16 protein-coding genes are annotated in these 16,999 nt (G+C 64.0%); 8 read left to right on the forward strand and 8 right to left on the reverse strand.

The window, feature by feature from the left end; all coding sequences use genetic code 11:
* Positions 1-87: 87 nt before the first annotated feature.
* Together GM909_RS03685 and GM909_RS03690 are read right to left on the reverse strand one after the other, a co-directional pair.
* Positions 88-921: a ferritin-like domain-containing protein gene (locus tag GM909_RS03685; RefSeq protein ID WP_157014959.1), complete on the reverse strand. Its 834-nt coding sequence runs from the start codon at positions 919-921 to the stop codon at positions 88-90.
* A 16-nt stretch (positions 922-937) separates the two neighbouring features.
* On the reverse strand, positions 938-1,405 hold the full coding sequence (locus GM909_RS03690) for a peroxiredoxin (protein ID WP_157014842.1): 468 nt from the start codon (positions 1,403-1,405) through the stop codon (positions 938-940).
* 96 nt (positions 1,406-1,501) lie between these two features.
* Between GM909_RS03690 and GM909_RS03695 the strand changes: the two genes are divergently transcribed.
* On the forward strand, positions 1,502-4,918 hold the full coding sequence (locus GM909_RS03695) for a YhdP family protein (protein ID WP_157014843.1): 3,417 nt from the start codon (positions 1,502-1,504) through the stop codon (positions 4,916-4,918).
* 101 nt (positions 4,919-5,019) lie between these two features.
* Here the strand turns inward: GM909_RS03695 and GM909_RS03700 are convergent, their stop codons facing one another.
* The 4 genes from GM909_RS03700 to tyrS all read right to left on the reverse strand — a co-directional run bounded on the left by GM909_RS03700 (position 5,020) and on the right by tyrS (position 7,384).
* Entirely contained in the window at positions 5,020-5,166 is a 147-nt protein-coding gene (locus GM909_RS03700; RefSeq protein WP_157014844.1) for a hypothetical protein, read from the reverse strand.
* Positions 5,167-5,196: 30 nt separating this feature from the next.
* Entirely contained in the window at positions 5,197-5,511 is a 315-nt protein-coding gene (locus GM909_RS03705) for a hypothetical protein (RefSeq protein WP_157014845.1), read from the reverse strand.
* A gap of 113 nt (positions 5,512-5,624) precedes the next feature.
* Entirely contained in the window at positions 5,625-6,038 is a 414-nt protein-coding gene (locus GM909_RS03710) for a bleomycin resistance protein (RefSeq protein WP_157014846.1), read from the reverse strand.
* Between the two features lie 95 nt (positions 6,039-6,133).
* Positions 6,134-7,384 (reverse strand): tyrosine--tRNA ligase, encoded by a 1,251-nt coding sequence (gene tyrS, locus GM909_RS03715; RefSeq protein WP_157014847.1) that lies wholly within the window; start codon positions 7,382-7,384, stop codon positions 6,134-6,136.
* A 108-nt stretch (positions 7,385-7,492) separates the two neighbouring features.
* On the opposite strand from tyrS, the gene GM909_RS03720 reads away from it, so the two are divergent.
* From GM909_RS03720 to GM909_RS03730, 3 genes are all read left to right on the forward strand, one after another.
* Positions 7,493-8,629, forward strand: coding sequence for an anhydro-N-acetylmuramic acid kinase (locus GM909_RS03720; protein WP_157014848.1), 1,137 nt, complete (start codon positions 7,493-7,495; stop codon positions 8,627-8,629).
* Between the two features lie 120 nt (positions 8,630-8,749).
* Positions 8,750-10,123, forward strand: coding sequence for a S8 family peptidase (locus GM909_RS03725; protein ID WP_157014849.1), 1,374 nt, complete (start codon positions 8,750-8,752; stop codon positions 10,121-10,123).
* A gap of 98 nt (positions 10,124-10,221) precedes the next feature.
* Positions 10,222-10,446 (forward strand): hypothetical protein, encoded by a 225-nt coding sequence (locus tag GM909_RS03730; RefSeq protein ID WP_157014850.1) that lies wholly within the window; start codon positions 10,222-10,224, stop codon positions 10,444-10,446.
* Here GM909_RS03730 and GM909_RS03735 read toward each other — a convergent pair.
* Positions 10,440-11,090 (reverse strand): FMN-binding negative transcriptional regulator, encoded by a 651-nt coding sequence (locus tag GM909_RS03735; protein WP_157014851.1) that lies wholly within the window; start codon positions 11,088-11,090, stop codon positions 10,440-10,442. The two genes, GM909_RS03730 and GM909_RS03735, sit on opposite strands and share 7 nt — an antisense overlap.
* A gap of 20 nt (positions 11,091-11,110) precedes the next feature.
* Complete coding sequence (locus tag GM909_RS03740; protein WP_157014852.1) at positions 11,111-11,785, reverse strand: alpha/beta hydrolase; 675 nt, start codon at positions 11,783-11,785, stop codon at positions 11,111-11,113.
* Positions 11,786-12,011: 226 nt separating this feature from the next.
* On the opposite strand from GM909_RS03740, the gene GM909_RS03745 reads away from it, so the two are divergent.
* From GM909_RS03745 to sufD, 4 genes are all read left to right on the forward strand, one after another.
* Positions 12,012-13,178: a cysteine desulfurase family protein gene (locus tag GM909_RS03745; protein WP_157014853.1), complete on the forward strand. Its 1,167-nt coding sequence runs from the start codon at positions 12,012-12,014 to the stop codon at positions 13,176-13,178.
* 171 nt (positions 13,179-13,349) lie between these two features.
* Positions 13,350-14,864: a Fe-S cluster assembly protein SufB gene (gene sufB, locus GM909_RS03750; RefSeq protein ID WP_157014854.1), complete on the forward strand. Its 1,515-nt coding sequence runs from the start codon at positions 13,350-13,352 to the stop codon at positions 14,862-14,864.
* A 77-nt stretch (positions 14,865-14,941) separates the two neighbouring features.
* Positions 14,942-15,697 (forward strand): Fe-S cluster assembly ATPase SufC, encoded by a 756-nt coding sequence (gene sufC / locus GM909_RS03755; RefSeq protein WP_157014855.1) that lies wholly within the window; start codon positions 14,942-14,944, stop codon positions 15,695-15,697.
* A gap of 9 nt (positions 15,698-15,706) precedes the next feature.
* A complete protein-coding gene (sufD, locus tag GM909_RS03760; protein ID WP_157014856.1) occupies positions 15,707-16,972 on the forward strand; it encodes a Fe-S cluster assembly protein SufD in 1,266 nt (421 codons plus the stop codon).
* The last annotated feature ends 27 nt before the right edge of the window (positions 16,973-16,999 follow it).

Consider the following 16,999-nt stretch of genomic DNA (forward strand, 5'->3'; position numbering starts at 1 on the left):
ACCCAATAGACAATATTAGGGTTAACAAAGATTTGTCGCGGCGAAGGGGCAGGGCGAAGCACGCCGCGCGTTTCCCCATGCTCCCCGCTACCGCGACGTTGCCGTGAGCGAGCGGTAGAAGAGCGGAGTCAGGCCGGCGGCGGCGCGTGCCCGGTCGTTGAAGGGCGGCTTGAGCATGCCGCGGAAATTGGCACGCACCAGTTCCTGGAAGCGTCGGGCGGGGTCGATGCGGGCGCGGGCGCAGTAGAAGCGGAACCATTTGGCGCCGATGGCGACGTGCTTCTTCTCGTCATTGTAGATGACCTCGAGGATCGCCGCCGTCTCCTTGTCGCCGGTCTGCAGCATCTTCTCGATCAGCGACGGCGTGACGTCGAGGCCGCGTGCCTCCAGTATGAGCGGGACGACGGCGAGGCGGGCATGCAGATCGTTGCGCGTCTGATGGGCCGCCTCCCACAAGCCGCCATGGGCCGACAGGTCGCCATAGGCAGCGCCAAGGCTCGCCAGGCGCTCGCGCAAAAGTGAGAAATGCTTGGCCTCCTCGAAGGCCACCTGCAGCCAGCCGTCGAAAAAGGTCTGCGGCGGGCGTTCGTCGCAGAAGCGCGCGACGATGTCGAGCGCCAGGTCGATGGCGTTGAGCTCGATATGGGCGAGCGCGTGCATCAGCGCGATGCGCCCTTCCTGGGTATGCAGCGAGCGCTTGGCCACGTGACGCGGATCGACCAGCACCGGCTTGTCGGGCCGGCCCGGCCTGTCGGGCACGGCCGCGTCGAGCGGGCTTGCAAGCGAGATCGAACGCGCCTGCCAGCGCCGGCAGACGTCGCGCGTGATGGCGACCTTGCGGTCCAGATCGGCCGCGGCAAGCGCGTCGATCGCGCCGCCGCGCAGGCTTGTCGGCTTGTAGGGTGGCGCGTCGGAGGTCATGGCCGGCCGCCGTTCCTCATAGGGCCTTGACGGCGGCGAGCACATCTTCGGCATGACCGGCCACTTTCACCTTCGGCCAGACCTGCGCCACCTTGCCCTCGGCATCGATCAGCATCGTGGTGCGTTCGACGCCCATATATTTGCGGCCATACATGCTCTTTTCGACCCACACACCGTAGGCTTCGAGCATCGATTTTCCTTCGTCCGAGGCCAGTTCGATGGACAGGCCGTGCTTCGCCTTGAATTTGTCATGACTCTTTGCGCTATCGGGCGATATCCCGATCACGACTGCGCCGGCCTCGTCGAATTCCGGTTTGAGCGCGCTGAAGTCGAGCGCTTCCTTGGTGCAGCCGCTCGTGTCGTCCTTCGGATAGAAATAGAGGACCACGGGCTTGCCGCGCAGGTCCGACAATCTGATTGTGCCGCCGCCGTCTCGGGGCAGTTCGAAATCCGGCGCTTCCTGTCCAATGCCCGGTAAAGCCATGTGGTTGTCCTTCTTTGCACGTCGCGCTTTGCGACACGGGCATATAGTATTGCGGCAGGATTCGTCCATGGACGATAAATTTGCAACGGTAGGGCCGTGGACAAGCAGGCAGCACCGCACGAAAAGGTCCGCTTTCGCCACGACGATTTCGAGGCGTTGGAGGGGATGCCTTCGGCCTGCGTCCAGGAGACCCACCGCCGCAGACCCCTCGGATCGATGATTCTGCGCGCCGTTTTGGGCACGGCGGCGGTGGTCGCGGTGCTCGTGGCCGTCCTTGTGGGAACGCTCTATCTCGCCGGTCTGGCGGGCATCGGCAGCGAAAGGCTGCGCGCGGAGGCGGAGGCGGCGATCCAGTCGCTGACCGGGCGCGAAGTCGACGTCGAGACAGGACCGGCACGGTTGTCGCTCGACCGGGCGCGGTTCGTTGCGCTCGAAGTGCCCGATATCCGGTTGCTTTCCGGCGATGACGGCAAGATGTTCACCGAAGCCGGGTCGCTGCGCTTCGGTTTCCATCTCCTGCCGCTGCTTGCCGGCGAGGTCGAACTGCGCAGCGTCCAGCTTTCGGATGCCCGCATCGTCTCGGCCGACGCCCCGCCGGGTGCCGGCAACGATTGGAGCGTGGCATTTCGCAATTCGCGCGGCCTGATCGATCCCGATCTCGTCATGGCCCGGCTGTTCGCCGCGCTGGACCGGTTTTTCTCGATGCTCGAAACGCGATCCACGCAGAGCATCGAACTCAGCAATGTCGCGTTCGTGATGGGCGCCGACGATTCGGCCCGCCAGCTGCTGGTCGATGAAGCGACCATTGCGCAGAAGTCCGACGGTTCGCTGGCCATCGATGCCAAAGTCGTCATCGATGGATGGCAGGCGGCGATTTCCGGCGAAGCCGTCAGGGGCGACGGTGCGGCGGGCATCGCCTCCGTCGATCTCGAGGCCGAGGTCGAACCGCCGCAGCGTCCGGCGTCCATGACGGGGCGTCTGGCCGACGGCCAGAGGATGTGGCTGTCGAACGGGTTGCGGCTCACCCTGTCGGGCGGACAGCAGATGGCCGAGGGCGGCGACCGCGTCACCGTGCAGCTTACGGCCGAGGACGGGCTTTACGCCATGCCCGACGGCAAGGCGTTCGAGGCCGACCTGGCAATTCACGCCGTCCATGTCGCCGGCAGCGACAAGATAGAAGTTGAGCGGCTGCGTTTCGCCGTCGGCCGTTCCGAGCTTGATTTCCACGGCGCGGTTGGCCCGGCGCCGGCGGCCGAGACGGATGAGGGGCCGCGCTATCGCTATGAATTCGTCAGCGACGGCTCGACCGCTGCGGCCGAGGACGCGCCCGAGCCGGCCGTGCGCTTCATCGCCAGGGTGGCCGGCACCTATGATCCGCTCGCGCGTATGCTCTATGCCGACGAGATCGGCATCCGCACCGGTCCGGGCAACCTGATCGGCAAGGCGTCGATCGGCCTTCCCAAGGGCCTTGCACCGTCCATGGCGCTGGCGCTCGACATTCCCGCCATGCCGGTCTCCCACGCCAAGCAATTATGGCCGACCGATGCCGCGCGTGGCGCGCGCCGATGGGTGATGAGCAATGTCTTCGGCGGCACGGTCAAGAACAGCCAACTGCGCCTCGGTGTGCCGGCGGGGCGGCTCGGCAACGGCGTGCCGCTCAATGGCGAGGAGATTTCGGGTCATTTCGAGCTCGAGGATACCCGCTTCGATGTTGCCGGCGACATTCCCCCGGTGCGCGATGCCTACGGCATCGTCGATTTCCGCGGCACCGGCATCGATATCGCACTCTCGTCGGGCACGGTCTACATGCCGACGGGGCGGACCGTGGCGGCGAGCAACGGTACGCTGACGATCCACGACGCAAAGGAGCGGCCGCTCATCGGCGCCCTGGATATCGACATTGCCGGCAATGCGCCCTCCGTGGTCGAGCTGTCCTCCTACAAGCCGATCGACGCCATGCGGCACCTGGACTTCGTTCCCGAGGATTTCGAGGGCAAGGTCGAAGGCAAGGTGGTGGCCGATATTCCGCTGCAGCGGGGCATTCCGGTCGACGGACTCGATTGGAAGGTCGACCTCGCCTACGAGGACCTGGCGATCGGCAAGCCGGTGGAGGGACGTTCGTTCACCGATGCCCAGGGCACGATCGTCGTCGATCCGCAAAAGGCCGTCATCGTCGCCGATGCGCGCATGGACGGCGCGGCCTCGCATGTCGAGATGACCGAGCCGCTGGGCGAAGCGCCGGTCGAGCGGCGGCGCAAGGTCGTCATGACCCTGGACGACGACGACCGCGCCCGTCTCGTGCCGGGACTGAACACGCTTCTGGCCGGTCCGGTCACCGTGAGCGTCGACGCTTCGCGGCCGGACTACCAGGCCATGGAAGCCGACCTCACCCAGGCGCGCCTTTCCATCCCCTGGGCCGGCTGGAGCAAGGGGGCGGGCGTGGCTGCAAAGGCGCGCTTCCGCCTCGAAACGGACGGCGCGACGGCGCGCTTGTCGGACTTGCGCCTGGAGGGTACGAGTTTCGGCGCCACAGGCCGTATCGTGGTCGAGGAGAGCAGTCTCGTCGAGGCGCAATTCGGCCATGTCGCGCTCAATCGCGGTGACGATATCAGCCTGTCCATCGCCCGTTCCGGCAACGGCTACTCGGTCAGGGCCAGTGGCGCGTCGCTCGACATACGGCCGATGATCAAGCTCTATCTGTCGGAGACGGAAAAGGCCGAGCAGGCGGCCGAGGCGACCCCTGTCACCGTCAAGGCCACGCTGGGGAGCGCGACCGGGTTCGGCGGCGAAAGGCTGAGCAATCTCGATTTCACCTATTCCGGCAGCGGCACGCGCATCGGTTCGCTCAAGGCCGATGCCACGACCGACGGCGGTTCGCGCGTCACCCTGTCGAACGAGGTTTCCGGCAATGCGCGCCGCGTGACGATGCAGTCGGCCGACGCCGGCGCTGTGCTGCGCTTTCTCGACATCTATGAGTACATGCATGGCGGCACGATCAACCTGTCGCTGGCCGGAGAGCCGACGGGACCGCTTGCCGGGCAGGCCGACGCACGCAACTTCCAGATCGTCAACGAGCCGAAGCTGAAATCGCTCGTGTCGGCCCCGCTGCCGGAGAATGACGGACGCAGCCTAAACCAGGTGGTCAGACGTGATCTTGACGTCACCCGCGCGGTTTTCGATCGAGGGTTCGCACAGATCGAGAAGGGAAGCGGCTATCTCAGGATCCACAACGGCGTCCTGCGCGGGCAGGTCATCGGAGCAACCTTCCAGGGCGATCTCTACGACCGTGCCGGCAACATGGCGATGACCGGCACCTTCATGCCCGCCTACGGGTTCAACCGGCTGTTTGCCGAAATCCCGATTCTCGGCCAGATCCTCGGCAACGGCCGTGACCGCGGGCTGATCGGCATCACCTTCAAGCTGTCAGGCGACGCCAAGGACCCGCGACTGCAGGTCAACCCGATCTCTGTCATCGCGCCGGGAATCTTCCGCTCGATCTTCGAGTTCGATTGAGGGACGCAAATTCGCCGGTCCCGTGGAGGAGATGCTGGGACCTGCGCGGCCGGATTGCTTCGCCGGACCGGTGGGAAGGAAGCCCCTGAGCGGGGCTTCGATCATTTCATCGACGCTTCGAGTTGCCTGATGACGTCAGCGTAGATCGCTTCGATCTCGGCAGCGGCCTTCCTGCCGACATAGTTTGCCAAAGCGACCTGGATACAGAGGATGACGCTGAGTTGGATGAGACGTGACGAGAAGTTCATCTTGCTTTCAGCCGAAGCCGCAGCCGGTGCTCATCGACGCCATGCCGAGCCGTCCGTGGTCACGAATTGAACGCCGACCGATTTCGAAGACTGCCAGCGCACACGTGCAGCGCGCGTGACGTTTTCTTCTCCGATTGCAACGTCGAAGATGGGCGGAACGCCTCGCGTGTCTTCGAAGTCCAGTCTTGCCCCATTTCGGGACAGGCTCCTGACGGTGGCCTCACGGGTGCAGTAGCCGCCGAAAAAGGTCACGAGACCACCTTTCAGGGCCCGCTGACGCGGCTCTGACCGCTTTTCGGCATGGTCCCGCATCTGCATTCGATATTGCTGAACGATGTCTGTCACGAGTTCCCTCTCCTTTGTTAACCTCGCATGAAGCATAGGAAGCAGGATGCGTGCCAATCAGCGGTTGTGTCGCCATGGTTGGAGATGGGTTCGGCCAAGTGGCCGTTGGCTAGCTAACGCCGACCAAGATCCTCAAAGAAGCGAAGCAGATAGCCATCCGGGTCGGCAACCACGAATTGACGGTTGCCAACCTCGCCACCATGCTTTCGATACCATTTGTCTTCCGGATCAAGATGAAGAGGGATTTCGGCTGCCGCGAGGGCGTTGAGAAGCGGCCCGATGCGCGGAACTTTGATCTGCACATTCAGTCCTTTGCCAAACGGAAAAGACCTCGGCAGGTGCCCGTCATCGAAAGATCGTCCCAGACCGATCTGGTCGATCATAAGCTCGGCCCCATCAAGGCTGAGGTAACAGAATCCTTCCTCGGGGCGTTCATAGAGGCATTCGAAGCCGAGAATCCGACAATAGAAGTCCTTGGATGCCAGCCAGTTCGACACCGCGAATTCCGGAACAAGAATGTTTGCCATGACCGCTCGGATGACCTGCAAGTTGGGGACCGCATAGACGGTGAAACCCCGGTCCAACGGGCCGGGGCCTCAATCATAGTGCGGATTTGCGTCCGTCAGACCGGCTTGACGAGGATGTGCTTCTTCCTGCCGAGCGAAAGCTTGACCACGCCGTCGGCAAGGTCCTTGTCGCTCACGACGGCCTTCGCATCGCTCACCGCGACGTCGTTGAGGCGCACCGCACCGCCCTGGACGTGGCGCCGCGCCTCGCCGTTGGAAGCGGCAAGGCCGGCCTTGACGAACAGCGACAAGAGGCCGACGCCTTCGCGCAATTCGGCCTTCGGCACTTCGATCGTCGGCAGCGTTTCGGCCAGTGCGCCTTCCTCAAAAGTCTTGCGCGCCGTTTCGGCGGCTTCTTCTGCCGCGGCGCGGCCGTGCAGCATGGCCGCGACTTCGGTCGCGAGCACTTTCTTGGCGTCGTTGAGCTCCGCGCCTTCCAGCGCGCCGAGCCGTGCGATCTCGTTCATCGGCAGCGTGGTGTAGAGTTTCAGGAAGCGCTCGACATCGGCGTCCTCGGTGTTGCGCCAGTACTGCCAGAAATCGTATGCGCCGAGCATTTCCGGGTTGAGCCAGACCGCACCGTCCGCGCTCTTGCCCATCTTGGCGCCCGATGCGGTGGTGAGCAGCGGCGAGGTCAGTGCGAAGAGCTGTGGCGTGCCCATGCGGTGACCGAGATCGATGCCGTTGATGATGTTGCCCCACTGGTCCGAGCCGCCCATCTGCAGCCGGCAGCCGTAACGCCTGTTCAGTTCCACATAGTCGTAGGCCTGCAGGATCATGTAGTTGAATTCGAGGAAGGAGAGCGACTGCTCGCGGTCGAGCCGCGTCTTCACCGAATCGAAGGAGAGCATCCGGTTGACGGAAAAATGCCGGCCGACATCGCGCAGGAATTCGACATAGTTGATGCCCATCAGCCAGTCGGCATTGTCGACCATCAGCGCGTCGGCCGGCCCGTCGCCGAAGGTGAGATAGTTGGAAAAGACGCGCTTGATGCCGGCGATGTTGTCGGCGATCGTTTCCGGCGTCATCAGCTTGCGCGCCTCGTCCTTGAACGACGGGTCGCCGATCATGCCGGTGCCGCCGCCCATCAGCGTGATGGCGCGATGACCTGTCTGCTGCAGCCAGTGGAGCATCATGATCTGGATCAGCCCGCCCGCGTGCAGGCTGGGGGCTGTCGGGTCGAAGCCGATATAGGCCGTCACGATTTCCCTGGCGAACAGTTCGTCGAGACCGGCATCATCGGAGGTCTGATGAATGAAGCCGCGCTCGGAAAGGGTGCGCAGGAAATCGGACTTGAAGGCGGACATCGTTTCTTCTTTCGGTGGACGTGAGACGCCGGGCGCAAGGCCCATGGCAATCGTGGATGCGCGCCTTTAGCATCGTGTCAACTGGAATCACAAGCGGAACGCACATCCATGGCGCTCAAATGCGCGATCGGCCTGATGAGCGGCACCTCCATGGACGGCATCGACCTGGCCGTTCTGGAGACCGACGGCGAATATGCGGTGAGGCGCGGATCCTCGGCCTTCTTCGCCTATGAGGCGGGGTTTCGCCGCCGCATCGAAGCCGCGCTGAAGACGGCGCGGTCGATTGAAAAACGCGACGAACGGCCGGGCGATCTCACCGCGCTCGAAGGCGAGATCACACTGCGCCACGCCGAGGCCGTGCGCGCGTTCTTGGCCGAACACCCCGATTGCCGCCCCGACGTGATCGGTTTTCATGGCCAGACCGTGCTGCATCGTCCGCAAGAGGCACTGACGGTGCAACTGGGCGACGGACCTCTGTTGGCCGGTGAAACAGGGCTTCCGGTCATCTACGACATGCGGGCCAAGGATATGGTAATGGGCGGGCAGGGGGCGCCGCTGGCACCGGCCTATCATGCTGCGCTGGCCCGCGCGCTTCCCGACCGCTACGTCGGGTCCTTTCCCGCCGTCTTCGTCAATATAGGCGGCATTTCCAACGTCACCTTCGTTCCAGCCGCCGGCGATCCGGTCGCCTTCGACAGCGGGCCCGGCAATCAGTTGATCGACCAGTGGGTCATGGCCGAAGGCGGGGTTCCCTACGACGCCGACGGCATGATCGCCAGCGAGGGTGGTGTCGCGCAGGCTGTCGTCGGGCGCTACCTGGCCAATCCCTTCTTCGATCGCGGCGCGCCGAAATCGCTCGACCGGGGCGATTTCACGCTTGAGGAGGCCGCCGGACTTGAGCTTGCCGACGGCGCGCGCACTTTGGCCGCCGTATCGGCAGAGGCGATCCTGAAGGCCGCGGCCTACATGCCGGTGCCGCCGAAACTCTGGGTCCTGTGCGGCGGCGGACGCAAGAACCCGCATATTGTGGCGGATCTGCGCGAGGGCGCGGCGCGCATGGGCGCCACGGTCATACTGGCCGAGGATGCCGGCTTCGACGGCGATGCGATGGAGGCGGAAGCCTGGGCCTATCTCGCCGTACGCTCGCAAGAGGGGCTGGCGCTCACCTGGCCGACGACGACCGGATGCCGCCGCCCCGCCACCGGCGGACAGCTTGCCTTGCCGGGCGGTGCGACCGCTGCCTGATCGCGCGATGCATGTTTCCGTGCGGCGAAAATGTGTACCACTTCATATCGCTGAGAGCGCATAGGCCCTATCATCTTTACGGAGTTGGGGGCATGACCGTTTGTCGGGAGACCATGCGCCATGGCCAAGCAAAAGGTACTGCTGGAATTCGAATCGGAAGGGGCCGCTCCGTTCTCGATGAACGAGGCCGCCGTCGAATCGCCGCTCGAGGCGGTGCGGCAGGCGCAATCCTTCGTCGACCAGGTGGCCGGCATGGGCATCGAGCTCGACGAGTTCTGTGCGCCGGTTCCCATGATGATCGGCCCGGGTGGCGGTTCGGCTCCGCCGGCTCTGGAAACCTTCGCCACCGAAGGCCGCGCCGCTGCCCGCGATGAAGTCGCTTCGCATACGGTCGTCGTTCCTGCCGAGGTGCCGCTTGCCGCCATGGAGCAGCTTCAGGGCCGGCCCGAGCTCAAGGTCTGGCCCAATTCGCCGATGGCGCTCTTCGACAATGTCATTGACGAGGCCCGCTCGGATTCGGGGCTCGACTGCCGGCCCTTCAAGCCGGCGGTCGAAATCGAGGTGTTGCGCGCGCTGCTTGCCGTCGATGCGCTGTGGAACGAGGGCTATCGCGGGCAGAACATCGTTGTCGGCATCATCGACGAAGGCGTGGACGGGTCCGTTTATCCGGTGATCGGCGGCTTTTCGCGGCCCGATGCCGGCCTGCAGCCGGGTGGCGCGCCCGTCACCAGCCATGGCTCCATGTGCGCGGCCGACGTGCTGGTCGCCGCCCCGCATTGCCGGCTCTACGACTATCCCTTCCTTGGCGTGCCGCGCTCAGGCGGCGCGCTGCAGATGTTCCAGGCCGTGCTCAACCAGCGCGGCATCGACGGTACGCCGCACATCACCAACAATTCCTACGGTTTCGTCGGTGTGCCGGATCCGGCGCAGTTTCCAGATCACGAGGTGCACAACATCGACCATCCCGTTCACCGCAAGGTGCGCGAGGTGGTCACTGCCGGCGTCACCTGCTTCTTCGCCGCCGGCAATTGCGGCGAGAACTGCCCGAGCGGCGCCTGCCACCATTCGGGCATCGGCCCCGGACGCTCGGTCCACGCCTCCAACAGCCTCGCCGAGGTCATCACGGTGGCTGCCGTCAACAGCCGTCACGAACGCATCGGTTATTCCTCGCAGGGGCCGGGCATGTTCGAGCCGCAAAAGCCCGACATCGCCAGCTACAGCCATTTCTTCGGCAATTTCGGGCCGGGCCGACCGGCCGATGGCACGAATTTCGACAATGGCACCTCCGCCGCCACCCCGGTCGCGGCAGGCGTCGGGGCACTCCTGATGAGCGCGATTGCGGGCCTCACGCCCGACATGATGAAGCGCGCCCTGACCGGCTCGGCGACTAATCTCGGCCGCACCGTCGGCTGGGACGCCGGTACGGGCCACGGCGTCCTCAATGCGGCGGCCGCCTACGGATGGCTGCGCGGGCAAGGTGTCCCCGTGGCGTGAAACCGACGGCCCCAACCGGCTTTTGGTAGCGGGCGGCTGTGGGATAGACGGGAAATGATCTATAATGACGGCAGTGCTTGCGGCCGTCGGAGGACCGAATGGACCAGTGGCTCGTGACTTTTCCGGCAACCATGTCATTGGATGCGTGCCTCACGATCGTCCGTCAGGCGGGCGCGGAAGAGCTTGCACAATCCGAGGCCGTGCCGCTCGGCGGCGACGAGATCGTCATCCAGATCGAGGCCGGGCCCAATGCCGTGGAGGCGCTGCGCGCCAGCGAACATGTTCTGGGCGTGTTTCCGAACTCGGAGATGAAGCTTTATTGACGACCGTCCGCGAGACCGCCATAGGCGCGCACGAGGCGGGCCATGTCGGTATCGGCGGAGCTGTCCAACCCTTCGGCGACGCCCTCGCGGTCGGCAACGGGGCGGTTCTGGCTCACCTTCCACTTGCCTTCGAGATCGGCGATTTCGATGCGCAGGCCGACGATGCCCTTGATCTGCGCGCGGACGAAATCGTCGGGGGCGTCGGCGAGCTGCCAGGGTGTTTCGCGCCCGTCCTCATGGGTCGCGGTGAGCGAAGTTATCTGTCGGCGCAGCCATTCCGGATCGTCGACGATCTCCGCCTTTCCCCGCGCCTGGACGATTGCGTAGTTCCATGTCGGCACGACCTTGCCAGTCTGGCGCTTGGTCTCGTACCAGGAGGGCGTGACATAGGACTGCGGGCCCTGGAACACGACCAGAACCGGTGTTTGCGGATCGTCGGCAATGGCACGCCACTGCAGATTGTCCCTGGAGAAATGGGCAAGAAGGACGCCCTGTCCAGTTCCCGCCTCATCGAGCAGAAACGGCAAGGAATTGGCGATCGGCCCGTCCTTGCCGTTTGAAACGACGAGCCCCAGCGGATGCGCGCGGATCAGCTCATGCATCACCTCCAGGCGCGTTTCCTTGAAATGCGGCGGCTGGTACATGACGCTCGGGCCTTTCCGCCCTATCTCAATCGCTTCGGCTTCGGCTCGGCCAGTTCGCCGTTGAGGCGCCGGTCGAGATAGTCGGAGCATTCCTCGAGCAGCAATTCGGAGTCGTTGCTGAAAAAATGATTGGCGCCCGGCAGCGTCTTTTGCGTGATGGTGATGCCTTTTTGCGTGTGCAACTTGTCGACGAGGACCTGGACGTCCTTGGGCGGGGCGACCTTGTCGGCATCGCCGTGGATGATCAGACCGGAAGACGGGCAGGGCGCCAGGAAGGAGAAATCGTAGATGTTGGGCTGCGGGGCAATCGAGATGAAACCCTCGATTTCCGGACGCCGCATCAGAAGCTGCATGCCGATCCAGGCGCCGAAGGAATAGCCGGCGACCCAGCAGCTCTTGGAATCGGGATGCATCGACTGCACCCAGTCGAGTGCGGCGGCCGCGTCGGAAAGCTCGCCCGTGCCGTGGTCGAAGGTGCCCTGGCTGCGTCCGATGCCGCGAAAGTTGAAACGCAGCGTCGTGAAACCGCGCTTCTGGAACATGTAGAACAGATCGTAGACGATCTTGTTGTTCATCGTTCCGCCGAACTGCGGGTGAGGATGCAGCACGATCGCGATCGGCGCATTCTTTTCGGGCGAGGGCTGGTAACGGCCCTCGAGACGACCATCCGGTCCGGCAAAGATGACCTCGGGCATGAGAACTCCACTCTTCGTCCAAAGGGACGCCTATATGCAACTTCAATGTCGCTCCGGCCTTGACGTCGGGGCGGAGCCTTCATAGAAGCTAGTTTAGAACTGTTCAAAAATCCGGCGTCACCGCCGATCCGACAAAGCGGGTAGATAGGACGTCAGGGCTTACGATTTCAAGGAAATTGCGCGTGGACGTTCTGCAAATTCGGATTGCGGGATAAATTGAACCAAAATGGCCGACGAACGCAGCTATCTCGATCATAATGCCAGCGCGCCGCTGCGCGCCTGTGCGCGTACGGCCATGCTTTCGGCACTCGACAACGCCGCCAATGCCTCTTCCGTTCACGCCGAAGGCCGCGCCGTGCGGCGGCTGGTCGAAAGGGCGCGCCGCGAGGTCGCCACACTCGTCGACGCCGCCGCCGAGCATGTCGTCTTCACGTCCGGCGCGACCGAGGCGGCCAACATGCTGCTTACGCCCGATTGGCGCATGGGCCGGGCGCCGCTGACGATGGGACGTCTTTATGTATCGGCTGCCGATCACCCATGCATGCTGTCGGGTGGCCGCTTTGCCGGCGAGGCGGTCGAGACCTTTGCCGTGCGCTCCGACGGGCTTGTCGACCTGGACGCCCTGGCGGCGGTGTTGGCGGCGCATGACGGATCGACAGGCCTTGCGCTCGTGGCGGTCCATGCCGCCAACAACGAGACCGGGGTGATCCAGCCGGTCGGCGAGATCGCCCGCCTGGTCAAGGATGCCGGCGGCGTGCTGGTGGTCGACGCGGTGCAGGCGGTCGGACGCATTCCTGTCGATATTGCAGAGGGTTGGGGCGATTTCCTGATTCTTTCCTCGCACAAGCTGGGCGGCCCCAAGGGCGCCGGCGCCATCGTCGGACGCTCCGATTTGATGATGCCGGCCCCCCTGATGTCCGGCGGCGGCCAGGAAAAGGGCCATCGCGCCGGCACCGAAAACGTGGCCGCTATTGCCGGATTTGGCGCTGCCGCGGCCGAGTCGCTGTCGGAACTTGAAAACATGACGACCGTGCGCCAGATGCGGGATGACATCGAGGCCGCGATACGGCATAGCGCGCCAGACGCGATCATTCACGGCACAACGGCGCCGCGCCTGCCCAACACCAGCTTCTTTTCGCTGCCGGAAAGCAAGGCGGAGACGTTGCAGATCGCCTTCGACCTGCAGGGCGTGGCGTTGTCGGCCGGGTCGGCCTGTTCCTCGGGCAAGGTCGGGCCGAGCCATGTGCTGAAGGCGATGGGGCAGGGCGAGGAGGCGACGGCACTGCGGGTTTCGATCGGTACCGTCACGACGCAAGACGATGTGGTGCGATTCCGCCGGGCGCTGGCGGAAATCGCCGATCGCCAGGCGCGAAAAAGGTCCCGCGCCGCGTGATGCGGCCGGAATTGCGCAGTGATGCGCGGGAAATGTTGTCGCAAGCGGTAAAGAATCGCCAAAAAGGGTGATTTTGGCCTGCGATCGCACTACATGAGGCATACGCCGTGTGCGCGGTGCCATAGTTTGAAAACGGCCGGGCCTTGAACCCGGCATGGATGGAGAACGCTGATGCCTGCCGTGCAGGAAACGATCGAGCAGGTCCGCAAGATCGATGTGGACCAGTACAAATACGGCTTCGAAACCATAATCGAGTCCGACAAGGCTCCCAAGGGTCTCAACGAAGACATCATCCGGTTCATCTCGCAGAAAAAGGGCGAGCCGGACTGGATGCTCGAATGGCGTCTCGGCGCCTATCGTCGCTGGCAGACCATGGTCGAGCCGAGCTGGGCGCGCGTGTCCTATCCGAAGATCGATTTCCAGGACCTTTATTATTACGCGGCACCGAAGAATCAGAGCGGTCCGAAATCGCTCGACGAGGTCGACCCCGAACTGCTGCGTGTCTACGAAAAGCTGGGCATCCCGCTCAAGGAGCAGGAGATCCTGGCCGGCGTGCAAAAGTCCGCCGAGGACGGCGAGGAACCGGGCGACAATGTCTATGCCTCGGGTCGCGTGGCCGTCGACGCGGTGTTCGACAGCGTGTCTGTCGTCACCACCTTCAAGAAGGAGCTTGCCAAGGCCGGCGTCATCTTCTGCTCGATCTCGGAAGCGATCCGCGAATATCCCGACCTGGTGAAGAAATATCTGGGCTCGGTGGTGCCGGTCTCCGACAATTTCTACGCCACCTTGAACTCGGCGGTCTTCACCGACGGTTCCTTCGTCTACGTGCCCAAGGGCGTGCGCTGCCCGATGGAATTGTCGACCTATTTCCGCATCAACGAGAAGAACACCGGCCAGTTCGAGCGTACGCTCATCATCGCCGAGGAAGGCGCCTACGTGTCCTATCTCGAGGGCTGCACGGCGCCGCAGCGCGACGAGAACCAGCTTCACGCGGCCGTGGTCGAGCTGATCGCGCTCGACGATGCCGAGATCAAGTATTCGACGGTCCAGAACTGGTATCCGGGCGACACGGAAGGCAAGGGCGGCATCTACAACTTCGTCACCAAGCGGGGCGACTGCCGCGGCAACAATTCGAAGATTTCCTGGACGCAGGTCGAGACCGGCTCGGCGATCACCTGGAAATATCCCTCCTGCATCCTGCGCGGCGACAATTCGCGCGGCGAGTTCTACTCGATCGCCGTCTCGAACGGTCATCAGCAGATCGATTCGGGCACCAAGATGCTGCATCTGGGCAAGAACACCTCGAGCCGCATCATCTCCAAAGGCATTTCGGCCGGCAAGTCGCAGAACACCTATCGCGGCAAGGTTTCCGCCCACCGCAAGGCGGCGAATGCGCGCAATTTCACCCAGTGCGATTCGCTCTTGATCGGCAATGAATGCGGCGCCCACACCGTGCCCTATATCGAGGCCAAGAACGCAACGGCCAAGTTCGAGCACGAGGCGACGACGTCGAAGATTTCCGAAGACCAGCTCTTCTACGTCATGCAGCGCGGCATTCCCGAAGAGGAAGCCATCGCGCTCATCGTCAACGGCTTCGTCAAGGAAGTCATTCAGGAACTGCCGATGGAGTTCGCCGTCGAGGCGCAGAAGCTGATCGGCATCTCGCTCGAAGGAAGCGTCGGCTAGGCGGTGACGCTCATTCGCCGACATCAAATCGACGCGCGCTGCGGCGCGGTCGTCTGAACGGATTTGGAAGAACAAGAATGCTTGAAATCAAGAACCTGCATGCACGCATCGCCGAGGACGGCACCGAGATCATTCGCGGCCTGAACCTGACCGTGAAGGCCGGCGAGGTCGCCGCCATCATGGGGCCGAACGGTTCGGGAAAATCGACGTTGTCCTATATTCTCGCCGGCCGCGAGGATTACGAGGTGACCGAGGGCGACATTCTCTACAATGGCGAGTCGATCCTTGAGATGGACCCGGCCGAGCGCGCTGCTGCCGGCATTTTCCTGGCCTTCCAGTATCCGCTGGAAATTCCGGGCGTGGCGACGATGGAGTTCCTCAAGGTGGCGATGAACGCCCAGCGCAAGGCGCGCGGCGAGCCGGAGCTGAAGATCCCCGATCTGCTGAAGAAGGTGCGCGAGGCGGCCGGTTCGCTCGACATGAACATGGACATGCTCAAGCGCCCGCTGAATGTCGGCTTTTCCGGCGGCGAGAAGAAGCGCGCCGAGATCCTGCAGATGAAGCTGCTCGAGCCGAAGCTGTGTGTGCTCGACGAAACCGATTCCGGCCTCGACATCGATGCGTTGAAGATCGTCGCCGAGGGTGTCAACGCACTGCGGTCGCCGGACCGGGCGATCGTCGTCATCACGCACTATCAGCGTCTGCTCGAATATATCGTGCCCGACAGCGTGCACGTCCTCTACAAGGGCCAGGTCGTGAAGTCGGGCGACAAGTCGCTGGCGCTCGAGCTGGAGGAAAACGGTTATGCCGGCATTGTCGGCGAGGCTGCGTAGGTGGTTGCCATGAACATACAAACGCAACCGCAAAGGACGCCCGCCGAGACGGCGCTGATCGACGCATTCGGCGAGCGCGTCTCCTATCTGCCGGGCGATTCTGTCGTCACGGTCAAGCGTGACGAGGCGATCGAGGCACTGAAGACGGGATTGCCGAACCGCAAGGTCGAGGCGTGGCACTACACCGACCTGCGCCGCCTCCTGGCCACCGTGCCGGCCTGGGACGGAACGCTCGCCGCCGAGGCGTGTGAACCGCTCGTTGCGGGCTCGTCCGTGCTGGCGGTGCTGAACGGCCAGGCGGGCAAGGTCGGGACGATCGACGGCCTGACGGTTGAACGTCTCGCGGACAAGCTGACCGACGGCAGCCTCGCCGACACACTCGGCACGCTCGATGCGGCCGATGCCGTCGGCGCCATCAACACCGCCTATGTGGCCGACGGGTTCGCCCTCGCCATTGCGTCCGGCGCTGCGCTCGATGCGCCGGTTGAACTGCAGAACGTGCAGGCTGGCGGTCAGACGCATGTGCGTTTCGACGTGCGCGCCGGTGCCGGCTCGAAGGCAACCATCGTGGAACGCCAGACCGGAACGGCCGACGCGCTGGCCACGTCGATTTCCAGCCTGGATGTCGCCGATGGCGCGGAGGTCGTCTGGATCATCCTGCAGGAGCAGCCCGACGACGCGACCCATCTGGCGCGTTTTCAGGGCCGGCTCGGCAAGGATGCTAGGCTGACATTGTTCATCATGAATGCCGGCGGCAAGCTGGTGCGCCAGGAGGTCAATGTCGATGCGGCCGGCGAGGGCGCGGACTTCCAGCTGCGCGGCGTCAATCTGCTGGCCGGCGAGACGCACAGCGACATCACCATGCAGCTCGACCACTCCAGGGAGCACACGACCTCGACGGAGGTGCTGCGCAATGTGGTGACCGACCGCGCCCAGGGCGTCTTCCAGGGCCAGATCCGTGTTGCCCAGCGGGCCCAGAAGACCGATGCCCGCATGGCCTGCAACACGCTGCTTCTGTCGGATGACGGTGAGTTCTCGACCAAGCCGGAGCTCGAGATCTTCGCCGACGACGTGGCCTGCGGCCACGGTGCCACGGTGACCGAGATCGACCACAACCACCTTTTCTATCTGATGGCGCGCGGTGTGCCGGAAAAGGACGCGCGTGGTCTTCTGGTCAAGGCGTTTTTGGCCGAGGTCATCGAGGAACTGGACGACGAGGTGGTGATCGAGGCTCTCGAGGCCCGGTTGAACGCCTGGTTCGACGCGCACGGGTGAGGCGGTGGCGGCCCTGCCGCGTGCTTA

The organism is Mesorhizobium xinjiangense (assembly GCF_009749525.1).
Classification (GTDB): Bacteria; Pseudomonadota; Alphaproteobacteria; order Rhizobiales; family Rhizobiaceae; genus Mangrovimarina; species Mangrovimarina xinjiangensis.

Bases quoted from the DNA above. Each gene is read 5' to 3' on its own strand.
- GM909_RS03685 (WP_157014959.1), bottom strand. From the start codon at position 921: ATGACCTCCGACGCGCCACCCTACAAGCCGACAAGCCTGCGCGGCGGC.
- GM909_RS03690 (WP_157014842.1), bottom strand. From the start codon at position 1,405: ATGGCTTTACCGGGCATTGGACAGGAAGCGCCGGATTTCGAACTGCCC.
- GM909_RS03700 (WP_157014844.1), bottom strand. From the start codon at position 5,166: ATGAACTTCTCGTCACGTCTCATCCAACTCAGCGTCATCCTCTGTATC.
- GM909_RS03710 (WP_157014846.1), bottom strand. From the start codon at position 6,038: ATGGCAAACATTCTTGTTCCGGAATTCGCGGTGTCGAACTGGCTGGCA.
- tyrS (WP_157014847.1), bottom strand. From the start codon at position 7,384: ATGTCCGCCTTCAAGTCCGATTTCCTGCGCACCCTTTCCGAGCGCGGC.
- GM909_RS03720 (WP_157014848.1), top strand. From the start codon at position 7,493: ATGGCGCTCAAATGCGCGATCGGCCTGATGAGCGGCACCTCCATGGAC.
- GM909_RS03725 (WP_157014849.1), top strand. From the start codon at position 8,750: ATGGCCAAGCAAAAGGTACTGCTGGAATTCGAATCGGAAGGGGCCGCT.
- GM909_RS03730 (WP_157014850.1), top strand. From the start codon at position 10,222: ATGGACCAGTGGCTCGTGACTTTTCCGGCAACCATGTCATTGGATGCG.
- GM909_RS03735 (WP_157014851.1), bottom strand. From the start codon at position 11,090: ATGTACCAGCCGCCGCATTTCAAGGAAACGCGCCTGGAGGTGATGCAT.
- GM909_RS03740 (WP_157014852.1), bottom strand. From the start codon at position 11,785: ATGCCCGAGGTCATCTTTGCCGGACCGGATGGTCGTCTCGAGGGCCGT.
- GM909_RS03745 (WP_157014853.1), top strand. From the start codon at position 12,012: ATGGCCGACGAACGCAGCTATCTCGATCATAATGCCAGCGCGCCGCTG.
- sufB (WP_157014854.1), top strand. From the start codon at position 13,350: ATGCCTGCCGTGCAGGAAACGATCGAGCAGGTCCGCAAGATCGATGTG.
- sufC (WP_157014855.1), top strand. From the start codon at position 14,942: ATGCTTGAAATCAAGAACCTGCATGCACGCATCGCCGAGGACGGCACC.
- sufD (WP_157014856.1), top strand. From the start codon at position 15,707: ATGAACATACAAACGCAACCGCAAAGGACGCCCGCCGAGACGGCGCTG.